The 20,801-nt window shown below is 66.8% G+C and carries 21 protein-coding genes and 1 tRNA gene; 13 read left to right on the forward strand and 9 right to left on the reverse strand.

The annotated features are described in order from the left end of the window. Positions 1-81: 81 nt before the first annotated feature. Entirely contained in the window at positions 82-675 is a 594-nt protein-coding gene (locus AB0I14_RS24545; protein ID WP_155915976.1) for a TetR/AcrR family transcriptional regulator, read from the reverse strand. 85 nt (positions 676-760) lie between these two features. Between AB0I14_RS24545 and AB0I14_RS24550 the strand changes: the two genes are divergently transcribed. The 8 genes from AB0I14_RS24550 (at position 761) to pth (ending at position 6,825) form a co-directional block, all read left to right on the forward strand. After that, positions 761-832: transfer RNA gene (locus tag AB0I14_RS24550), tRNA-Gln, on the forward strand. A 99-nt stretch (positions 833-931) separates the two neighbouring features. Further along, complete coding sequence (gene glmU / locus AB0I14_RS24555) at positions 932-2,425, forward strand: bifunctional UDP-N-acetylglucosamine diphosphorylase/glucosamine-1-phosphate N-acetyltransferase GlmU (protein ID WP_358027121.1); 1,494 nt, start codon at positions 932-934, stop codon at positions 2,423-2,425. Positions 2,426-2,526: 101 nt separating this feature from the next. Then, a complete protein-coding gene (locus tag AB0I14_RS24560) occupies positions 2,527-3,507 on the forward strand; it encodes a ribose-phosphate diphosphokinase (RefSeq protein WP_358027124.1) in 981 nt (326 codons plus the stop codon). After that, complete coding sequence (gene arsC / locus AB0I14_RS24565; RefSeq protein ID WP_358027126.1) at positions 3,508-3,870, forward strand: arsenate reductase (glutaredoxin); 363 nt, start codon at positions 3,508-3,510, stop codon at positions 3,868-3,870. Beyond that, the gene (locus AB0I14_RS24570) at positions 3,867-4,511 is read left to right on the forward strand and encodes an LpqN/LpqT family lipoprotein (RefSeq protein WP_358027129.1); all 645 of its coding nucleotides are present in this window, start codon (positions 3,867-3,869) and stop codon (positions 4,509-4,511) included. Before arsC ends, AB0I14_RS24570 begins: the two co-directional genes overlap by 4 nt. A 27-nt stretch (positions 4,512-4,538) precedes the next feature. Beyond that, positions 4,539-5,411 carry an oxidoreductase gene (locus tag AB0I14_RS24575; protein ID WP_358027132.1) on the forward strand — a complete coding sequence of 291 codons (873 nt, stop codon included), beginning with the start codon at positions 4,539-4,541 and terminating at the stop codon, positions 5,409-5,411. A gap of 169 nt (positions 5,412-5,580) precedes the next feature. After that, the gene (locus AB0I14_RS24580; protein WP_358027134.1) at positions 5,581-6,237 is read left to right on the forward strand and encodes a 50S ribosomal protein L25/general stress protein Ctc; all 657 of its coding nucleotides are present in this window, start codon (positions 5,581-5,583) and stop codon (positions 6,235-6,237) included. A gap of 12 nt (positions 6,238-6,249) precedes the next feature. Next, on the forward strand, positions 6,250-6,825 hold the full coding sequence (gene pth, locus AB0I14_RS24585; RefSeq protein WP_358027137.1) for an aminoacyl-tRNA hydrolase: 576 nt from the start codon (positions 6,250-6,252) through the stop codon (positions 6,823-6,825). Positions 6,826-6,834: 9 nt separating this feature from the next. On the opposite strand, the gene AB0I14_RS24590 is transcribed toward pth, so the two are convergent. Together AB0I14_RS24590 and AB0I14_RS24595 are read right to left on the reverse strand one after the other, a co-directional pair. Beyond that, on the reverse strand, positions 6,835-7,920 hold the full coding sequence (locus tag AB0I14_RS24590) for a hypothetical protein (protein WP_358027139.1): 1,086 nt from the start codon (positions 7,918-7,920) through the stop codon (positions 6,835-6,837). Positions 7,921-7,989: 69 nt separating this feature from the next. Next, positions 7,990-9,024: a 4Fe-4S binding protein gene (locus AB0I14_RS24595; protein ID WP_358027142.1), complete on the reverse strand. Its 1,035-nt coding sequence runs from the start codon at positions 9,022-9,024 to the stop codon at positions 7,990-7,992. Between the two features lie 108 nt (positions 9,025-9,132). Between AB0I14_RS24595 and AB0I14_RS24600 the strand changes: the two genes are divergently transcribed. After that, the gene (locus AB0I14_RS24600; protein ID WP_358027145.1) at positions 9,133-9,660 is read left to right on the forward strand and encodes a DUF6611 family protein; all 528 of its coding nucleotides are present in this window, start codon (positions 9,133-9,135) and stop codon (positions 9,658-9,660) included. Beyond that, positions 9,660-9,794 carry a hypothetical protein gene (locus AB0I14_RS24605; RefSeq protein ID WP_358027148.1) on the forward strand — a complete coding sequence of 45 codons (135 nt, stop codon included), beginning with the start codon at positions 9,660-9,662 and terminating at the stop codon, positions 9,792-9,794. Before AB0I14_RS24600 ends, AB0I14_RS24605 begins: the two co-directional genes overlap by 1 nt. 375 nt (positions 9,795-10,169) lie before the next feature. On the opposite strand, the gene AB0I14_RS24610 is transcribed toward AB0I14_RS24605, so the two are convergent. The 3 genes from AB0I14_RS24610 to AB0I14_RS24620 all read right to left on the reverse strand — a co-directional run bounded on the left by AB0I14_RS24610 (position 10,170) and on the right by AB0I14_RS24620 (position 13,891). Further along, positions 10,170-10,601 carry a DUF4189 domain-containing protein gene (locus AB0I14_RS24610; protein WP_358027151.1) on the reverse strand — a complete coding sequence of 144 codons (432 nt, stop codon included), beginning with the start codon at positions 10,599-10,601 and terminating at the stop codon, positions 10,170-10,172. 252 nt (positions 10,602-10,853) lie between these two features. Then, positions 10,854-12,488, reverse strand: a complete 1,635-nt coding sequence (locus AB0I14_RS24615) for a fatty acyl-AMP ligase (protein ID WP_358027154.1) — start codon at positions 12,486-12,488, stop codon at positions 10,854-10,856. A 434-nt stretch (positions 12,489-12,922) separates the two neighbouring features. Further along, the gene (locus AB0I14_RS24620; RefSeq protein WP_358027157.1) at positions 12,923-13,891 is read right to left on the reverse strand and encodes a 4-(cytidine 5'-diphospho)-2-C-methyl-D-erythritol kinase; all 969 of its coding nucleotides are present in this window, start codon (positions 13,889-13,891) and stop codon (positions 12,923-12,925) included. A 55-nt stretch (positions 13,892-13,946) separates the two neighbouring features. Here AB0I14_RS24620 and AB0I14_RS24625 point away from each other — a divergent pair, with 55 nt between their 5' ends. Next, entirely contained in the window at positions 13,947-14,813 is an 867-nt protein-coding gene (locus tag AB0I14_RS24625) for a serine/threonine-protein kinase (RefSeq protein ID WP_358027159.1), read from the forward strand. Positions 14,814-14,870: 57 nt separating this feature from the next. Here AB0I14_RS24625 and rsmA read toward each other — a convergent pair whose 3' ends face one another. From rsmA to AB0I14_RS24640, 3 genes are all read right to left on the reverse strand, one after another. After that, complete coding sequence (rsmA, locus tag AB0I14_RS24630) at positions 14,871-15,794, reverse strand: 16S rRNA (adenine(1518)-N(6)/adenine(1519)-N(6))-dimethyltransferase RsmA (RefSeq protein ID WP_358027320.1); 924 nt, start codon at positions 15,792-15,794, stop codon at positions 14,871-14,873. Beyond that, a complete protein-coding gene (locus AB0I14_RS24635) occupies positions 15,791-16,918 on the reverse strand; it encodes a transglycosylase family protein (RefSeq protein ID WP_358027162.1) in 1,128 nt (375 codons plus the stop codon). Before AB0I14_RS24635 ends, rsmA begins: the two co-directional genes overlap by 4 nt. Positions 16,919-17,000: 82 nt before the next feature. Then, the gene (locus tag AB0I14_RS24640; RefSeq protein WP_358027165.1) at positions 17,001-17,855 is read right to left on the reverse strand and encodes a TatD family hydrolase; all 855 of its coding nucleotides are present in this window, start codon (positions 17,853-17,855) and stop codon (positions 17,001-17,003) included. A gap of 24 nt (positions 17,856-17,879) precedes the next feature. Here AB0I14_RS24640 and metG point away from each other — a divergent pair, with 24 nt between their 5' ends. Beyond that, on the forward strand, positions 17,880-19,427 hold the full coding sequence (metG, locus tag AB0I14_RS24645; protein ID WP_358027168.1) for a methionine--tRNA ligase: 1,548 nt from the start codon (positions 17,880-17,882) through the stop codon (positions 19,425-19,427). Between the two features lies 1 nt (position 19,428). After that, a complete protein-coding gene (gene gdhA / locus AB0I14_RS24650; protein WP_358027171.1) occupies positions 19,429-20,778 on the forward strand; it encodes an NADP-specific glutamate dehydrogenase in 1,350 nt (449 codons plus the stop codon). Positions 20,779-20,801: the final 23 nt, after the last annotated feature.

Raw genomic sequence — 20,801 nt, forward strand, 5'->3', positions numbered from 1 at the left:
ATTGCTGCAACCCAAGGGTTGCACATGAGGCCGGACACTGCAACCCCCGGGTTGCAGTTGGGGTGAGCGAACCCCGCAGACCTACTCCTCGTGCAGGACCGGGTCGGACTCCAGGTGGGTCAGGCCGTTCCACATCAGGTTGACCACATGGGCGGCCACCACTTCCTTCTTGGGCTCGCGGACGTCGAGCCACCACTGGGCGGTCATCGACACCGAACCGACCAGCGCCTGGGCGTACAGCGGCGCCAGATCCGGGTCGAGCCCGCGCCGGGAGAAGTCCCCGGCCAGTATCGAGGACACCTGATTGACCGCATCGTTGAGCAACGTCGAGTACGTGCCCGAGGTGATCGCGGCCGGCGAGTCCCGGATCAGGATGCGAAAGCCGTCGGTGCGTTCCTCGACATAGGTCAGCAGGGCCAGCGCCACCCGTTCGACCCGCACCCGCGACCGGTTGTTGGTCAGCGACGAGGTGATCCCGTCCAGCAGGGCAGACATCTCCCGATCGACGACGACGGCGTACAGGCCCTCTTTGCCGCCGAAGTGCTCGTAAACCACGGGTTTGGAGACGTTGGCGCGCTGGGCGATCTCCTCGATCGAGGTCCCCTCATAGCCCCGTTCGGCAAACAGCGACTTGGCGATCTCGATGAGCTGTTGTCGCCGTTCGTTGCCGGTCATCCGGGCCCGGGGGGCCCGCACTTCTTTCTCGGGTGCTGCCACGTATATCAGGCTAGACCGTTCGACTAGAGTCTCTCCCGGACATTCCGTCGTGGTGTAATCGGCAGCACCTCTGATTTTGGTTCAGATAGTTCAGGTTCGAGTCCTGGCGACGGAGCAATTGGATATGGCGAGCATGCGCAAAATGCGCGCTTGAGACGGCGTGTCTCGAGCAGACGCGCGCGTTCGCGGAATGGACGCGGAGAGAGAGGCACCTGTGTCGACCACCGAGGCCGCAGTCGTCGTACTGGCAGCAGGTGCCGGGACCCGAATGCGCTCGGACACCCCGAAGGTGCTTCACACGCTGGCGGGCCGCAGCATGCTCAGCCACGCGTTACACACCGTGGCCAACGCCGCCGCCCAGCATCTGGTGGTTGTCCTCGGCCACGATCGCGAACGGATCGCACCCGCGGTCGGCGAACTGGCCGACAAGCTGGGCCGCACCATCGACGTCGCCATCCAGGACCAGCAGCTCGGCACCGGGCACGCCGTGGCCTGCGGCCTGAGCTCCCTGCCCGACGAATTCGCCGGCACGGTCGTGGTGACCTCCGGTGACGTCCCGCTGCTCGACACGGACACCCTGGCCGGCCTCATCGAAACCCACAGCGCCGCGACGGCCGCGGCCACGGTGCTCACCACCACCGTGCCCGACCCCACCGGGTACGGCCGCATCCTGCGCACCCAGGACAACGAGGTCATCGGCATCGTCGAACAGGCCGACGCCACCGAATCGCAGCGGGCCATCCGTGAAGTCAACGCCGGGGTGTACGCGTTCGACATCGCGGACCTCCGCTCGGCGTTGAGCCGGCTGAGCTCCAACAACGCGCAGCAGGAGCTGTACCTCACCGACGTCATCGCGATCGTGCGCCAGGACGGCCGGACCGTGCGGGCCATGCACGTCGACGACAGCGCGCTGGTCGCCGGCGTCAACGACCGGGTGCAGCTCGCCGATCTCGGCGCCGAACTCAACCGCCGCATCGTGGCCCGTCACCAGCGGGCCGGCGTCACGATCGTCGACCCGGCCACCACCTGGATCGACGTCGACGTGACCATCGGCCGCGACACCGTCGTCCGCCCCGGCACCCAACTTCTGGGCACGACCGAGATCGGCGCCGGCTGCGAGATCGGTCCGGACTCGACCCTGACCGACGTCGAGGTGGGTGACGGCGCATCGGTGGTGCGCACGCACGGTCAGCTCGCCGTGATCGGTGCGGGCGCGACCGTCGGCCCGTTCACCTATCTGCGCCCGGGCACGATCCTCGGGGCCCAGTCCAAGCTCGGCGCGTTCGTCGAGACGAAGAACTCCACGATCGGCACGGCTACCAAGGTGCCGCACCTCACCTACGTCGGCGACGCCGACATCGGCGACCACAGCAACATCGGGGCCTCCAGCGTCTTCGTCAACTACGACGGCGAGACCAAGCACCGGACCACCATCGGCTCCCACGTGCGAACCGGCTCCGACACGATGTTCATCGCCCCGGTCACCGTCGGCGACGGTGCCTACACCGGCGCGGGCACCGTGCTGCGCGACGACGTCCCGCCCGGCGCGTTGGCGGTCTCGGACAACGCCCAGCGCACGATCGAGGGCTGGGTGCAGCGCAAGCGTCCGGGCTCGGCGGCGGCCGCTGCGGCAGCGGCCGCGGGTCAGGCTCCGGCGGCGGCAAATCAGGCCGAAGCGGCCGACGACGCCGCCGGCAAGGACGACTGATCCGACGTTTCGTGTTGGCAATCTGGTAACCCGGCTACGAACCACCAGAAACGCTACGTACGATTGCCCCGTATCGATCCCCAACCGCGAAGGCAGCCGCTGTGGCCACGGACTGGACCGACAATCGAAAAAACCTGATGCTGTTCTCGGGGCGCGCGCACCCCGAGCTGGCGGAGCAGGTCGCCAAGGAACTCGACATCGAGGTCACGGCGCAGACCGCCCGTGACTTTGCCAACGGCGAGATCTTCGTCCGGTTCGACGAGTCCGTGCGCGGCTGCGACGCGTTCGTCCTGCAGAGTCATCCGGCGCCACTGAACCAGTGGCTCATGGAGCAGCTCATCATGATCGATGCGCTCAAGCGCGGTAGCGCCAAGCGGATCACCGCGATCCTGCCGTTCTATCCCTATGCGCGCCAGGACAAGAAGCACCGCGGGCGCGAACCCATCTCGGCTCGCCTCGTCGCCGACTTGCTCAAGACCGCAGGCGCCGACCGCATCGTCTCGGTGGACCTGCACACCGACCAGATCCAGGGCTTCTTCGACGGGCCCGTGGACCACATGCGGGCCCAGCCGCTGCTGTGCGGCTACATCGGCGACAAATACGGCGACTCCGACGCGGTCGTGGTGTCGCCGGACTCGGGCCGCGTCCGCGTCGCCGAGAAATGGGCCGACGCCCTTGGCGGCGTTCCGCTGGCCTTCATCCACAAGACCCGTGACCCGCTGGTGCCCAACCAGGTCAAGGCCAACCGCGTCGTCGGTGACGTCAAGGGCAAGACCTGCATCCTGACCGACGACATGATCGACACCGGCGGCACCATCGCCGGCGCGGTCAAGCTGCTGCGTGAGGACGGCGCCAAGGACGTGGTGATCGCCGCCACCCACGGCGTGCTGTCCGATCCGGCCGCCCAGCGCCTGGCCGACTGCGGTGCCCGCGAGGTGATCGTCACCAACACGCTACCGATCACCGAGGACAAGAAGTTCCCGCAGCTGACCGTCCTGTCCATCGCGCCGCTGCTGGCCAGCACCATCCGCGCGGTGTTCGAGAACGGTTCGGTGACCGGGCTGTTCGACGGGTTGGCCTAGATGGCGGAATCGGATGGGCGGCCCGCCGCCATCATCTACCACAACCCGAAATGCTCGACCTCCCGCAAGACGCTGGATCTGTTGCGCGAGAACGGGATCGAGCCTGAGATTGTGCAGTATCTGAAGACGCCGCCGACGCGCGCCGAGTTGAAGAAGATGATCGCCGACGCCGGCATCGATGTGCGCACCGCGGTGCGCAAGCGTGAATCCCTGTACGCCGAACTGGGTTTGGCCGATGCCTCCGACGACGAACTGCTCGATGCGATGGCCGAGAATCCCATCCTGATCGAGCGCCCGTTCGTCGTCACCGACAACGGCACCCGATTGGCCCGGCCGATCGATTCGGTACGCGAGATTCTGTGAAGCGGCTGCTCGCCACGGCCGGCACGCTGGCGGTGCTGGTCACCGGTTGCGGCGCCGAAACGCCTGACTACAAGTCGATCTGGACCACGAGCTCGACGACTCCGGCCCCCGCCGCCGACAACCAGCCGGTGCCGCTGTGGCAGTACCTGGAGGACTCCGGTGTCGTCGGCGAGCCCATCGCGCCCGAGAAGATCCCGCATCTGACGGTGACCATGCCGAGCCCACCGGGATGGCATCAGTACAACAATCCGAACCTGGCCCCGGGCACCCGGATGATCGCCAAGGGTGACACCTACCCCACCGCGATGATGCTGGCCTTCGCCTTGCACGGCGATTTCGACGTGCCCAAGGCCCTGAAGGACCACGGCTACGCCGACGCTCAGCTGTCGCAGAACTTCAAGCAGCTCAACGCATCCACCGCGGATTGGAAGGGTTTCCCGTCGGCGATGATCGAGGGCAGCTACGACCTCAACGAGAAGCGCATGCAGAGCTACAACCGCGTGATCATCGCGAACGACGGGCTGCAGCCCCCGCAGCGCTATCTCATCCAGCTGACCGTCACGACCTACGCCGACGAGGCTGCGGCACAGGGCCCGGACATCGAAGCGATCATCGCGGGCTTCAACGTCGCCAAGAAGTGATCGAGAGCCACCCGTAGGGTGGTCAGCATGAGTGGATGGACCAGCGCCGACCTGCCCTCGTTCTCCGGCCGCAGGGTGATCGTCACCGGCGCCAACAGCGGGCTGGGGCTCGTCACCGCGCGTGAGCTCGCCCGCGTCGGCGCCAAGGTCACCGTCGCGGTGCGCAACCTGGAGAAGGGCACCGCAGCCGCCGAGACGATGACGGGCGGCATCGTCGAGGTACGCAAGCTCGACCTGCAGAACCTGGCCTCGGTGCACGAGTTCGCCGACACCGTCGAGAGCGTCGACGTGCTGGTTAACAACGCCGGCATCATGGCCGTGCCGCTGAGCCGGACCGTCGACGGTTTCGAGAGTCAGATCGGTACCAATCACCTGGGCCATTTCGCGCTGACAAATCTGCTGCTACCCAAGATCACCGATCGGGTGGTGACGGTGTCCTCGTTGTTTCATTGGATCGGGAAGATCAGCCAGCGGGACCTGAACTGGAAATCGCGGCCGTATTCGGCGTGGCTGGCGTACGGGCAGTCCAAGCTCGCCAACCTGATGTTCACCACCGAGTTGCAGCGCCGGCTGACGGCCTCGGGCTCGCAGGTGCGCGCCCTGGCCGCCCACCCCGGCTATTCGGCCACCAATCTGCAGGGCCAGACCGGCAACAAGTTCGGCGAGCGGATGATGGCGACCGCCAACCGGGTCTTCGCCAGCGAGCCGTCCTTCGGCGCACGTCAGACGCTGTTCGCGGTGTCCCAGGACATCCCAGGAGACACCTTCATCGGGCCGCGGTTCGGCCAGTTCGGCCCCAGCCAGCCCGTCGGGCGCAGCCCGCTGGCCCGGCGGGCGGACACCCAGAAGGCGCTGTGGGAGCTGTCCGAAGAGCTCACCAAGACCACGTATCCGCTGTAGGTCTCCGGCTCCGATTTTTGGCGGCGCCCCTGTCTTTGCTACCCTGACCTGGCGTCACGGCGAGGGTGGACCTTTTGGACCACCGTTATCGGCGGGAACTTCTTCAAGTGTTGTGACCCTTGCCGTGCTGACGATCTGACCGCAGTACCGCAACTAGAGGAGCAACATCATGGCCAAGGCCGCAGCCAAGAACGTCCCCAACAAGCTGACCGCCACCGTGCGTACCCGCACCGGCAAGGGCGCCTCGCGCCAGGCCCGCCGCGACGGCCAGGTGCCCACCGTGCTCTACGGCCACGGCACCGACCCCCAGCACCTGGAGATCAACGGCCGCGAGTTCGCCGCGGTGCTGCGCCACGCGGGCACCAACGCCGTGCTCACCCTCGACATCGAGGGCAAGGAACAGCTGGCCCTGACCAAGGCACTGGACATCCACCCGATCCGCCGCAACATCCAGCACGCCGACCTGCTCGTCGTGCGCCGTGGCGAGAAGGTCCACGTCGAGGTCTCCGTCGTCATCGAGGGTGACGCCGTCCCGGGCGCCCTGGTGACCCAGGACACCAACACCATCGAGATCGAGGCCGAGGCCCTGTCGATCCCCGAGCACCTGACCGTGTCGATCGAGGGCGTCGAGGCCGGCACCCAGATCCTGGCCGGCCAGGTCGAGCTGCCCGCCGGCGTTTCGCTGGTGTCGGATCCCGAGCTGCTCGTGGTCAACATCGTCGAGGCCCCGAGCGCCGAGGCGCTCGAGTCCGAGGGTGCCGGCGAGACTGCCGAGGCCCCGGCCGAGGAGCCTGCAGCCGAGGCTGCTGCCGAAGCCTCCGAGTAAGCACCCCATTTGATGGCCGAGCCGCTGCTGGTGGTGGGCCTGGGAAATCCCGGGCCCGCCTACGCCAAGACCCGGCACAATGTCGGGTTCATGGTGGCCGATGTACTGGCCGCCCGCATCGGCTCGGCCTTCAAGGTGCACAAGAAGTCCGGCGCCGAGGTGATCACCGGCCGGCTCGCAGGAGCCCCGGTGATACTGGCCAAACCTCGGTGCTACATGAACGAGTCCGGCCGCCAGGTCGGACCGTTGGCCAAGTTCTATTCGGTGCCGCCGAGCCGGCTCGTGGTCATCCACGACGAGCTCGACATCGACTTCGGCCGGATCCGGCTCAAGATCGGCGGCGGCGAGGGCGGCCACAACGGGCTACGTTCGGTCGCGTCAGCCTTGGGCAGCAAGGACTTTCAGCGGGTCCGCATCGGGGTGGGCCGCCCACCGGGTCGTAAGGATCCGGCGGCATTCGTCCTGGAGGCGTTCACCGCTGCCGAGCGCGCCGAGGTCCCGACGATCTGCGAGCAGGCCGCCGACGCCACCGAGCTGTTGATCGCCCAGGGCCTGGAGCCGGCCCAGAACACCGTCCACGCCTGGTGATTTCGCTCCTTACCAGCGAAACGGCCGGTCGAGGGTGAGCGTGCGCTCCGCCTGGCCATACCAGCCCTGCGGCGCGTACTGGTCGGTGTGCAGATAGCACTGCACCCGCACCTGCGGGCTGCCGGGTTGAAACGTCAGCAGCCGGCTGATCGGCAGGGTCGTGATCGGCATGTGATGGCGACTCAGTGACGCCACATTCATGAAATAGGTTCCACCCCAAGCTTGCTCGATATGGGTCTTCCCGCCGTGGGAATCGTCGGGGTTGGTGTGGGTATGCCCGGCCAGCCACAGCGCGACCGCACCCGGATGTTCGGTGAGATACCGCTCGAACGCCCCGGAGTCCGGCTTGCCGCCAACCCAGTACAGGTAGGACGCGCCCTGCGGGGTCCCCTCCAGGAAGGGACGATGGTAGTGCTCGTAGAGTTGCCCGTCCGAACCCCGGCGCACCCCCTCCCACTCCCCTGACGCCACCGTGGTGTCCTTGAGCACGTAGTGGTGCACCGTGATGATGATCGAATCATGGTTCTGCTCAACCATGTTCGCCCACCACTGAAATGTCTCGGCGGAGACCACCCCACCGGGGTTGCCCCCGAGCGTGCCCCGGCCAACAGCCTGAGACGGTTCGTTGCGGTCGCTCAGCATCAGGAAGAGCAGGTTGCCCACCCGGAACGAATACCGTTCCCAAGCCCCGGTGACCGGATACCGCCGGGCCCCGGCGTCGACGCCGGAATGCGCGGTGTGCGTGCCCAGCGGATCGATCCACTTCTGCCACCACCAAGCATCAGGTTCGGAGAGCCCACTGCGATCGTGATTTCCGCACACCGAGTACACGTCCTCACGCCGGTGCTTGCGCATCGCGGAGAGTTGCCGGCGGACCTCCTGACCCTCGGCGTCGTCGGGCAGGCTGTGATGCGCACCGGACATGTCCCCGACGTCGACGGCGATGTCCCAGTCGAACGGCGGGCCACCCTGCGCGCCACCGAATTCCGACTGCCCGATGGCCTCGGCCAGACTTTCCCGCCCGAACTGCTTGTCGGTGCCCACGTGGGCGTCGCCGAACGTCCAGAGCCGAAAGTCACCCTGCTGTGTCGCCATCGTCGCCACACGCTAGCGTTGCGGCCCGGCGAGATCCGGCTTTGCGCTCAGGCTGATTTCAACGGCCGGTCAGAGCCCCCGGATTCCGCTGTCGACGACTTTCACGGTCTTGTGCGGAAACCGTTTCTCGGCGTGCGCCTTGGCCGCCGAGTTCGGCAGCACGTACAGCGTTTCCCGCTTTTCCCGCAGGGGTTTGAGCACCCGGTCCATGAACTCCTTGCGGTCGTCGAGGTAGGGCTCGATCACATCCTCCCCCGCCGGGCACACCGCCAGGCAGTAGGCCGCCTTGTAGTTCGCCTTGAACGACAGGCTCTGCCACATCGAGGCGTTCTCCGAATCGCTGACCCGGGAACGGAATTCCTCGGCATCGCTGCTGTCGGCGATGGTCTGCGCCCAGTCGGTGAATCCACCCATGAACTCGCGGTAGTTGTGCACCGAGCATGCGACGAAGTCGAACTCGCCGTCCTTGCCGATGGCCCCGACCGGACAGGCCGCCACACACAGCTTGCATTCCAGGCACGGTGAATAGTCCAGTGGCTCACCGTAACTGCTGATCGGCGAGCCCACCAGAATGGTCGCCAGCAGGATGAAGTTGCCGAATTTGGGGTGGATCACATTGCGATGGATTCCCATCACGCCCAGCCCCGAGGCCACCGCGACCGGTTTGTGCGCCACCACCCAGATCCGCCCGGGGTATCTGTCCATCTCCATCGGGAAGGTCGCCGACGGGTTCACCGCGCGATGACCGACATCCTCCAGTGCCCGGGTGATCCGGTGGGCGGCCTCGTTGATGATCTCACCGCTGCGGTGGAACTCCTGATTGGCCACACTGCGGGTGGACGAGCGCACGTTGTCGCGGTTCATCTTCACCACCAGCGAGATGTAACTGCGCACCCCCGGCAGCGCGGCCTCGACGTGTTCGAGCTCAGAGGCCAGGGCGGGGTCGTCCACACTCGCGAACGCGACGTCGTCGGCCCCGGCATCCAGACACAACTGCCGCAGCCAGTCCGCATCGACCACGTCGGGAACCGGCGTATCGGCGCGGGCGCGCACCGCACGCACCGTCGGATGATCGGCCAGGCGGGGCGAAAGCTTGGGCTTCATGTGTCTGAGTATAGACAACTATACCTAGGGTGCAAGGATCTCTCCTCCGCTCGTAAAGAAACCGTTCAGGCCGGGTGCGAGCGTGCGCGCAGCGGGTACACCCGAGATATGGACGGCATCCGGCTACTGACCCCACTGCTCGACGGCTCGCGGCTGTGGGGTTGCGTGCAGGTCCGGCCGGGGCGTTTCGGCATCACCTACTACCGGCTGGTGGTCTATCCGCCCGGCCTGAGCACCTCGGAGCGCCGCCTGGTGCGGTTGGCCCGGGGCTGGCCGTTGTGGGGGATGCTCGTGTGGCTGCTGTGCCAGCTCTGGCTGGGCGGGCAGATGTCCCCCTGGCCGGCGTTCGGCGCGTCTACTGCGGTGTTCCTGGCCACCGGGGCCATCGCAGTCGGCCTCTCCGGCGGTGCGTTCCACCGCGTGCGGACACTGTGCGCGACGACGTTGGCCGGATGTGACGATCCGGGATCTCAGGTTGCCCGCGAGCGCCTCGTCGTGCTCGCGGCGACGCTTCTGCAGGCCGATGAACACCGCGACCGCGGTGAGCTCACCGCCGTCGATCACGAGCTGATCTGGTGGCAGGTCTATGACCGGATGGATTCGGACCACGGCGCAAATACCAAGCAGGCCAGCTGATGTCGGACATGCTCGAGGTGGTGTCGATGATGGCGGCGCCGGCAGCGATCCTGTTGACGTTGCGCGGCTACGTCATTCGGCAGAACCGGGTCGCCGACGCGGCCGAGCGCATCGCGCGCTCGACGGCTCAATAACCACCGCGAGCGGGCGTGTCAGGTAGGACACGCCCGCTCGCGGGTGGTGGTGCCGGTGCCGCGCGACGATTCGCTAGCGGCGAGCTCCTGGCATACCGAGCCACGGGAACACCGGGAGGTTGGCAGGTGGCGCCGTTGTTCCGGGCCTCGCCTTGATCGACGTGCTGCCGTTGGTCGTACAGATGGTCTTGGTGGCCGTGTCCTGACAGGTCGGCCGAGCTGACGCCACGGGCGCCGAAATCACCGATGCTGCAGCCAAACCCACCATCACAAAGGCAAACTTGCCGCGACCTGTCATCATGTCCTTCCCCTTCCGGGCTACGACCGCGATACCAGAATGGTCATGCGCTGAACCCGCCGGCATGCGCTCGCTCATCAGGGGCAGGCCGATACAACGACGTGGGAATCCGCATCGAGCGGCGTGTTGTTTGCCGCCGCCCGGTTGAACGCATCCTGTCGGGCAGCCTCCACCGTCGCCCCGGCTCCACCGGCCACCGCGTGGTTGCTGGGGCTGGCCACGGACACGATGCAGACGTTGTCGTTGGTCACCTCGTCGGCTGTGCATTCCACGCCACCGGCGTTCTGGCAGGCCGCGATCACTGCCGCGGACGCCTCTTCACTGGTGTCACCGGTCGCGGTGAAACCAGCCAGGGTGTCGACGAATTCGCCGGTGCCCACAGCTGCAAACATGTCTTCAGGGTCTTCGACGTAACCGCCGGGACCACCCGCCCACGCGGTGCCCGCGGTAATCCCGGCGGCGACAACGCCCGCGCCGAGGATCGCCGAAACCCATCGGGAATTGACCATGCCGGTCCTCTCGTCAAAGTGGTTTCCGCGTCAGAATACGCAAACATCACGTGAACGATGGGCAAATTGACCGTGCTGTCATCGCATTTGGTCACGCACGCTGATGCAAGGCACAGCCTGCATCACGAAAAAGCACGCCAGGATCTAAGTTGTCGCGATGGAGCGCGAAGCGAAGGTGCGCGAGCGTGCGCAAAGTGCTGCCCGCGAGCGTGCGTGTCGCGCAGCAGACACGCACGCTCGCGGTGCAAAAGGCTAAGTGACCAGGGAAACCGAGTTGGCGCGACGCAGCTTGCCCGACGGGGTCTTCGGGATACTGCCGGGCCCGAGCACCACGACGTTGCGCGGACGCATGTCGACCTCGGACACCACCTCGTGCGCCACCTGATGCTCGATGCGGCGCACCTCGGCCGGATCCTGCCAGGCATTGGACTCCACGGCGACGGCGAAGGTCTCACGTGAGTGCCCGGCATCCAGGCGCACTGCCACGGCGCAGCCGGGGCGCACGCCCTCGACGCGACCGGCGGCACGCTCGATGTCGGTCGGGTAGATGTTGCGCCCGGCCATGATGATCACGTCCTTGACGCGACCGCACACGATGACGTTGCCCTCTTCGGTGATGTAACCGAGGTCGCCGGTGTCGTACCAGCCGTGCTCGTCCTGGGCCGGCAGGAAGCCGCCCATGGTGAGGTAGCCGGGGGTCAGCGATTCGCCGCGGAGCTCGATGACGCCGACGCCGCGGGCCAGCATGACGTCGCCGTGCTCGTCGACGACGCGGGCCTCAAGGTCCTTCAGCAGCGGGCCGAGTGAGGCCAGCCGGCGGGTGTTTCCCTTGGTGGCGGGCACGGCCTGGCGCAGCGCGGCCAGCAGGTCCGCGTCGACCTCGTCGACCACCAGGCCGGCGTTGCACGGGGAGAACGACACCGCCAGGCAGGTCTCCGCCATGCCGTAGGCCGGCAGGATCGCCGACGACGGCAGCCCGAACGGCTTGCCCGCGTCGAGCAGGTCCTCGACGTCGGCCGGCTCCACGGGCTCGGCACCCGAGAGCGCGAACCGCAGCGTGGACAGGTCGAAATCGCCGGGCTTGGCCTGGCGGCGCAACCGCTTGGCGAACAGCGCGTAGGCGAAGTTGGGCGCCGCGGTCATGGTGCCCTTGTACTTGTCGATGAGCTTGGCCCACAGCAGCGTGTCGCGCAGGAAGTCCATCGGCGTGACCTTGACGAGCTCGGCGCCGAAATACATCGGGATGGTCAGGAAGCCGACCATGCCCATGTCATGGAAGCAGGGCAGCCAGCTGACCATGACGTCCTTGTCGACGTCGTACTGCGCACCGATGAACATCGCCTCGGCGTTGGAGTGGATATTGCGGTGGGTGATCTGCACGGCCTTGGGCGACCCGGTCGAGCCGGACGTCAGCTGCATCAGTGCCAGATCGTCCTCACCGGTTTCCACCGGGTCGATCGGGTCGGCGGCCAGCAGGTCGGAGACCTGGACCACCTTGATGCCCTTTTCCTCCAGCACCGGGATGGCGACCAGGAACGGCTCGGAGACGATGACGGCGTCCGCCTCGATCATGCCGATCACGTTCATGGTGTCCTCGGCCCACACCGCCAGATCGGTGCGCGGCGTCGGCTGGTGAAGCATCGTCAGGCTCGCGCCGCGCATCCACACGCCCTGCGCGGTCGGCGCGATCTCGACGGGGAAGCCGGCCAGCACGCCGACGGCGTCGCCGTGACCGATACCCGCGGCGGCCAGACCGCCCGCGATGCGCCGGGCCCGCTCGTGAACCTCACCCCAGGTGTGGCGAACCGGCTCATGCGGCTCACCGGTCACCATGCCGCGCTTGCTCTCACGAGCATTGCGGAACATCTTCTCGGTGAATCTGCTCACGACGACCTCCTTGGCTTCCGCGGCCCCGGCACCGGCGACAGTGCGCCAGGTGCAGTTGCCCGGTTATCCATGCTCCGCCCGCTGCGCACCGCTTTTGGGTAGGCGCGCGCACACGATTGGGGAGCAGTTATGTCTCGAAAAGGTGATGCCCCAGAACCGGGTGTACGTCTGGGCGACCACCCACCGTCGTGGACGGCGGGCGCACAAGTCGCATCCGATGCAAGATCGCTAGCATTCACCGTCGCTCATCTTAAGAGACCCTTAAGTAACTGCCAAACCCTCGCGTTAATTGAGGTCTGCGTCACATTCTCAGGCCGGCGTCGGTTCGGACTGCGCGGATTTCCACTCAGGGGTTGTTCAGGCGCAAAGTTCGCAGCCCTGGCGTCGAAAACAGCGGACGACGGGCGGAGCAGCCCGACCGCCAGACCCGCCCGTCAGGCCGACGTCGACGGCTCCGGAACAACCCGGGCACCGCTGACGGGACCGCTGGCCACCCGCACCGTCCGGCACACGCCCGCCCCGGCCAGTTCGGCACCCACGTCCACCGCAGACGTCGACGACGAGCACAGGAACGCACACGTCGGGCCCGAACCGGACACGATGCCGGCCAGGGCGCCGGCCTCCACGCCGGCACGCAACGTCCGGCGCAGATCCGGGTACAGGCTCAGCGCGGCCGGCTGCAGGTCATTGGCCAGCAGCCCGGCCAGTTCGGCCGGATCACCGGAAGCCAGCGCGGCCAGTACGGGCTCGGGCTCCTCGGCCCGCGGCGGGCTTCCCGTCGAGGTGTCCGCGCGCAGCCGATCCAGCTCGCCGAACACCTTCGGGGTGGACAGGCCCTTGTGCGCGAACGCGAGCACCCAGTGGAAGGTGTTGCGGGCCAGCACCGTGGCCAGCTCCTCACCGCGGCCGGTACCCAGCGCGGTACCGCCGTGCAGCGCGAACGGGACGTCACTGCCCAGCCGAGCCGCCAACGCGTGCAGATCGCGCCTGGGCACCCCGAGCTCCCACAGCGTGTTCATGGCCACCAGCACTGCCGCCGCGTCGGCGCTACCCCCGGCCATGCCACCGGCCACCGGGATCGACTTGTCGAGGCTGATCGCCACGTCCGGCGACCGGCCCACATGCTCGGCCAGCAGTTCGGCGGCGCGCCAGGCCAGATTGCGCTCGTCGGTGGGCACCGACTCCACGCCCTCACCCTCGACCGTCAGCGACAGCATGTCGGCATTGCGCACCGTCACCTCGTCCAGCAACGACACGGCATGGAACACCGTGGTGAGGTCGTGGTAGCCGTCATCGCGCACATCACCGACGGCCAGGTACAGGTTCACCTTGCCGGGGACGCGCACGGTCACCGAACCGGTGGGGACCCATTCGGACGCGGTTCTGCCGTCGGAAGCTGACACGGCCACGACACTATCGCCGCCCACCCTCGGTTGTCGGTGAACTTAGGCTGAGACGGTGACCTCACCCGAGGTGGAAATAGCGGGATACACCACGACGAAAGTCGTGGGGAACGGCGGCTCAGCCGTCGTGTATCAGGCAAGCGACCCCGACGGGGCCATCGTCGCGCTCAAGATTCTCGATGATCAGCACCGCCGACCCGCACAGCTGGCCCGGCTGCAACGCGAGTTCGACTTCGCCCGTCAGCTCACCCATCCGAACATCGTCACGGTGTACGCGGCGGGCCCGGGCTGGCTGGCGATGGAGTTCCTCGATGGCGGCACGGTGAACAACCTGCCCGGCATCCCCGAGCGGCTCACCGCACTGACCCAGATCTCCGGGGCACTCGATCACGCCCACCGTCTCGGCATCGTGCACTGCGACGTCAAACCCGCCAATATCCTTGTCGATCAACCATTTTCGAGAGCGGTGCTGATCGACTTCGGGGTGGCCCACTCGATGGCCGCGGACGTGGCCGCCAAGCTTTCCCAGGACCGGCATGCCCGGATGAGCCTCGACCCGGCCCGGCGCATCACCCGCCAGGCAACCCGACCACACCCGGATATCCAAGCGTCACTGCCCTATTCGGCACCCGAGCTACTCAGCGGCCGGACCCCGCTGGCGGCGACGGACCAGTACGCACTGGCCTGCACGATGGTTGAGCTGCTGACCGGATCGCCGCCGTTCTCCGCCGATACCGCGATAGCCCTGATCGATCACCAGCTGTACAGCCGACCGCCACGAATATCGCAGCGGTGCAGTTGGATTCCACCTTCGGCGGACTCGATCATCGCCAGGGCGATGGCGAAGGACCCGGACCGGCGACACGACTCATGTTCGGAGTTCGTCGGCCTGATCACCCAGACGCTCACGCTCCCAACGTGAAAAAGACCGCGAGATTATCGAACAATCTCGCGATCTTCTTCACATCGGGGACAAACCCTAGGCCTGCTGTGCCGCCTCGACTTCGGCCGCAGCCTCGACTTCGGCCGCAGCCTCACCCTCGGCTTCCTTGGCCCGCTGCAGGAGCCGGACGAAGTCGGCGATGCCGAGCGTCTCGCCACGGCGCGACGGGTCGATGCTGGCGGCCAGCAGCCGCTCGGCCGACTCGTTGCCCGAACCCGCCCAGTCCGCGAACGCGTTACGAGAGGTCTTGCGCCGCTGCGCGAACCCGATGTCGATGAGCTTGAACACCTCATTGCGGAATTCGGCGTCCGTCGGCCACGGCGATGTCTCGTGCCGGTCGATGCGGACCAGCCCGGAGTACACCCGCGGGATCGGCCAGAACACCGTGGGCGACACCATGCCGTGCCTGCGCACATTTCCGTAGAAACGCGCCTTGGCACTGGGCACGCCGTAGTCCTTGCCACCGGGTTCGGCCGCCAGGCGCTCGGCCACCTCGGCCTGCACCATGACCATCACCGTCCGGATCGACGGGAACTCGGCCAACAGGTGCAGCAGTGCGGGCACCGCCACGTTGTACGGCAGGTTCGCCACGAGCGCGGTCGGCTGATCGGTCAGATCAGACGGCATCAGCGTCAGGATGTCCTGGTTGATCACCGTGAGCCGGTTGATCTCGCTGTGGGAATGATCGGCGACGGTGGCCGGCAATTGCTTGGCCAGCACCGGGTCGATCTCCACTGCGGTCCCCCTGGCACCGCGGTCCAACAGGGGCAGTGTCAGCGACCCGAGACCGGGTCCGACTTCGAGCACATGGTCGTTCCGGTGAATCCCGGAGGCCGACACGATGCGCCGAACGGTGTTGGCATCATGAACGAAGTTCTGGCCAAAGGCCTTGCGTGGTCGAAAGTCGATTTCTTTCGCCAAGCGTCGTATCTCGGTCCGCCCGAGCAGTCGAATAGTCAGCGCGCCCCAATCCTCCCACTACACACTGGCCAAGCTCCCCAACCCTGCCGGGCCTGCGTCACCGTAGCAATCGCAATCTGCTCTTCTCTAGTCGCCAGATCGGCTCTCGGAGCATACCGCAGACCACCCTGTCGCTCCCAGGTGTTCTGGTCGAATTGGACGCCACCAAAAAATCCGTTACCTGTGTTAATCGCCCAGTTACCTCCCGCTTCGCACTGCGAAAGTGCGTCCCAGGCACCACCGTTGGTAACCGGCGGAACTTCGGTGCCCGGCTTTGCTCCGACCCGCAGCACGCCGTCGCGCGCCGGGTTGATCACGACATTGGCTACTGGCAGCCTGCCGGTCTCCACACCGTTCACCTTGGCCACCGCGTAGGTCACGTCCTGGGTACCCGGGGCGCCGGGCTCCTCGACGACCTGGCGGCTCATGTTCATGGAGGCGTCTTCGATGCGCTGATGGCCCGGCTCCAGCGCCACCCGCTCGGTGACCTTCTCGATGCGCATGCGGGTCACCTGAACCTGCATACCCTCGGTGACCGGGGTCGATGCGGCCGGAACGACCGTGTCGTTCTGCTCAAGCGGGTTGCCCGCCGCGGCCAGCAGACCGGCCACGTTCGGGGCGGCCAGATGCACCGTCTGCACCGCGCCGCCGTCCTCGATCCGGACGGTCTTGGCACTCACCACGGGCAGCGCCATGCCGCCCAGCGGAACCCTGCTGCCGCGGGAGGCAGCGGCCGGCGCCTTGTCGGTCATCTTCAGCTGCGCCAGGGCCTCGTCCACGGTCGAGGCGGTGGTCCACACCTGCTTGCTGTCATTGCCGTCCAACGACAACTCCAGGGGCCGGCTGCGGCGCAGAACGATGGTGTCGGCCTGGTGCACGGACTCGTCGGCCGAGGGGTAAAGATCATCGCGATCGCCGACCGAGAAACCGTTCTCCTCGACCACATCGATCACCCGCGACTTCATCGTCGTCACGGTCATCGGCGCGCCGTCGACGCTCAGCGTGACGGTCTTGTGCGATCCGACGGCGTAGCCCCCGGCCGCAGTCAGCGTGACCAGCAGGGCCCCCACCACGCCGCGCAGCAGCGGAGATCGGGATTCATGAATTTTGTTGAGCGCGTCCACGTTTTCGCTTTTCTCCCCGGTTCGGACGGCACAGTTCACCGCCGGCGGTTGAGCTTTGATCACAAGACGGTAACGAAAAGGCCTACAGCGGGCAACTCCCGTTAAGTCCGTACACCCGCGCCGCAGTGGCTGCGGTCTCGGACGCGACCTCCTGGGCGGGCCGGTCCAGCAACTCTGCGAGTGCCCGCACAGTGTATGGCAGGCAGTACGGCTCGTTCGGCGCTCCGCGGAACGGATGCGGGGTCAGAAACGGCGCGTCGGTCTCGACCAGCAGCTGACCGGGCGGGATCAACCGGGCGGCTTCCCGCAGCTCAGTGGCATTGCGGAAGCTGACTGTGCCGGAAAGGCTCAGCACCCAGCCGGCCTCGACGCAAGTGTGAGCCATCTCCGGTCCCGACGAAAAACAGTGGAAGATCACTGTCTCGGGCGCCCCTTCCGCGCGCAGCACGTCGAGCACTTCGGCGTCGGCGTCCCGGTTGTGGATCATCAACGGTTTGCCCGTGCGCTTGGCCAGGTCGATGTGCCACGCGAAGCCCTCGCGCTGCTCGGCCGGCGTCGCGCAGCCGTCCAACCGGCCCGGCCAGTACAGGTCCATCCCGGTCTCCCCCACCGCCACCACGCGGGGATGGACCGCCAGCCGCTCCAACTCGCCCCTGGCCGCGTCGGTGAGCGCATTGGCCCGGGTGGGATGCAACGCCACCGCCCCGTAGACCCGCTGATCGGCTTCGACGGCCGTGATCACCCAGCGTGCCGAGTCCAGGTCGTCGGCGATGGTGACCGCCTGGCCCACGCCGACGGCGGCCGCGCGATCCATGATCGCGCGGACATCCTCAGCGGTCTGCGCGCCGCAGGCGTCGAGGTGCGTGTGTGCATCCACCAGCGGAGCCAACGGCTCCGGTGCCGGCGGCTTCTCCCTGGCTGAGCGTTTGGAACCCACCGCAACACAATAAGGTGGGACCAAATGAGTGAGCCTTTCTACATAACTACGGCCATCGCGTATCCCAACGGTGCGCCGCACATCGGGCACGCCTACGAGTACATCGCCACCGATGCGATCGCCCGGTTCAAGCGCCTCGACGGCTTCGACGTGCGCTACCTGACCGGCACCGATGTGCACGGCCAGAAGATGGCCGAGACGGCCGCCGCCGAGGGCATCTCGGCGGCCGAGCTGGCCGACCGCAACTCAGATGTGTTCCAGCGGCTGCAGGAGAAACTCAACATCTCCTTCGACCGGTTCATCCGCACCTCCGACGCCGACCACTATGAGGCGTCCAAGGAGATCTGGCGGCGCATGAACGAGGCCGGGGACATCTATCTGGGCACCTACTCCGGTTGGTACTCGATCCGCGACGAGCGGTTCTTCGCCGAGGACGAGACCACCGAGGGCCCCGACGGCACCCGCACCGCGATCGAGACGGGCACGCCGGTCACCTGGACCGAGGAGCAGACCTACTTCTTCCGGTTGTCGTCCTACGCCGAGCGGCTGCTGGCGCACTACCAGGCCCACCCCGAGTTCATCGGCCCCGACGTGCGCCGCAACGAGATCGTCAGCTTCGTCTCGGGCGGCTTGAAGGATCTGTCCATCTCGCGGACCACGTTCGACTGGGGTGTGCCGGTCCCCGACCACCCCGATCACGTGATGTACGTGTGGGTGGACGCGCTGACCAACTACCTGACCGGAGTGGGATTTCCGGACGAGGCGTCGCAGACCTTCCAAAAGTACTGGCCTACGAACCTGCACATGATCGGCAAGGACATCATCCGGTTCCACAGCGTGTACTGGCCGGCGTTCCTGATGTCGGCCGGGATCGCGCTGCCCGAGCGGGTCTTCGCGCACGGCTTCATCAACGTCAAGGGCGAGAAGATGAGCAAGTCGGTCGGCAACGTAGTCGACCCGATCGCGCTCGTCGACACCTTCGGCCTCGACCAGCTGCGCTACTTCTTCCTGCGTGAGGTGTCCTTCGGCCAGGACGGCAGCTACAGCGAGGAAGCCATCATCGGGCGGATCAACGCCGACCTGGCCAACGAGCTGGGCAACCTGGCGCAGCGCTCACTGTCGATGGTGGCCAAGAACCTCGACGGCGTGGTGCCCGATCCGGGATCGTTCAACGACGACGACACCGCGATGCTGAAAGCGGCCGACGGCCTGCTCGACCAGGTACGCGCGCACTACGATGTGCCTGCGATGCATCTCGCACTTGAATCGATCTGGTCGGTACTCGGCGCGGCGAACCGCTACTTCTCCGCCCAGGAGCCGTGGGTGCTGCGAAAGTCCGAAGCGCCTGCCGACCAACAACGGTTCGGTACGGTGCTCTACACGACGCTCGAGGTAGTGCGGATCGCGGCGCTGTTGACGCAGCCGGTGATGCCGGACTCGATGGCCAAGCTGCTCGACCTGCTGGGCCAGTCGACCGACGCACGCGACTTCGACTCCATCGGGACCCGGCTCAAGCCAGGCACCGAATTGCCCGCGCCCACAGGGGTTTTCCCCCGTTACCAGATGGACTGAGATGGCTGTACTACACGAGAGACTGCAGGCGATCTACGAGGAAGTTGCGCAGCGCAACGCCGGCGAGAAGGAATTCCACCAAGCCGTCTACGAGGTGCTGACCAGCCTCGGGCCAGTGGTGGCCAAGCACCCCGACTACGCCGACGGGGCCATCATCCGCCGGCTGTGTGAGCCCGAGCGGCAGATCATCTTCCGGGTGCCCTGGCTCGACGATTCCGGCACCGCGCAGATCAACCGCGGCTTCCGCGTCGAATTCAACTCGGCGCTCGGACCGTTCAAGGGCGGGCTGCGGTTCCACCCGTCCGTCTACCTCGGCATCGTGAAGTTCCTCGGGTTCGAGCAGATCTTCAAGAACTCGCTCACCGGCCTGCCGATCGGTGGCGGCAAGGGCGGATCGGACTTCGATCCCAAGGGCCGCTCGGACGCCGAGGTGATGCGGTTCTGTCAGTCCTTCATGACCGAGCTGTACCGCCACATCGGCGAGTACACCGATGTTCCGGCCGGCGACATCGGCGTCGGCATGCGTGAAATCGGTTACCTGTTCGGCCAGTACAAGCGGATCACCAACCGCTACGAGTCCGGCGTGCTCACCGGCAAGGGCCTGACCTGGGGCGGGTCACAGGTCCGCACCGAGGCCACCGGCTACGGCACGGTGTTCTTCGTCGACGAGATCCTGCGCTCCACCGGGCAGTCCTTCGAGGGCAAGCAGGTGATCGTGTCCGGTTCGGGCAACGTGGCGATCTACGCGATCGAAAAAGTGCACGCGCTGGGCGGCACCGTGGTGGCCTGCTCGGACTCCGGTGGCTACGTGCGCGACGACAAGGGCATCGACCTCGACCTGCTCAAGGAGGTCAAGGAACTGCGCCGGGGCCGCATCGAGGACTACGCCGAGGCCCGTGGCGGCGCCGCACATGTGGTGACCGGCCGCAGCGTCTGGGAAGTGCCGTGCGACATCGCGCTGCCCTGCGCCACCCAGAACGAGGTGTCCGGCGAAGACGCGACCATGCTGATCAAATCCGGCTGCCAGATCGTGGCCGAGGGCGCCAACATGCCGTGTACGCCTGACGCGGTGAAGTACTTCGAGGAGGCCGGGGTGCGCTTCGCCCCGGGCAAGGCCGCCAACGCCGGCGGTGTGGCCACCAGCGCGCTGGAGATGCAGCAGAACGCCTCGCGGGACTCGTGGAATTTCAACGACACCGAGGCGCGGCTGGCCGAGATCATGCGGCGCATCCACGACCGGTGCCTGACCACGGCCGACGAGTACGGCCAGCCGGGCAACTACGTGGCCGGCGCCAACATCGCCGGCTTCATCCGGGTCGCCGACGCGATGCTGGCCCTGGGCCTGGTCTAGCGACACCTCCGGGTGATGTAGGT

It is taken from the genome of Mycobacterium sp. NPDC050441, from assembly GCF_040655355.1.
Classification (GTDB): Bacteria; Actinomycetota; Actinomycetes; order Mycobacteriales; family Mycobacteriaceae; genus Mycobacterium.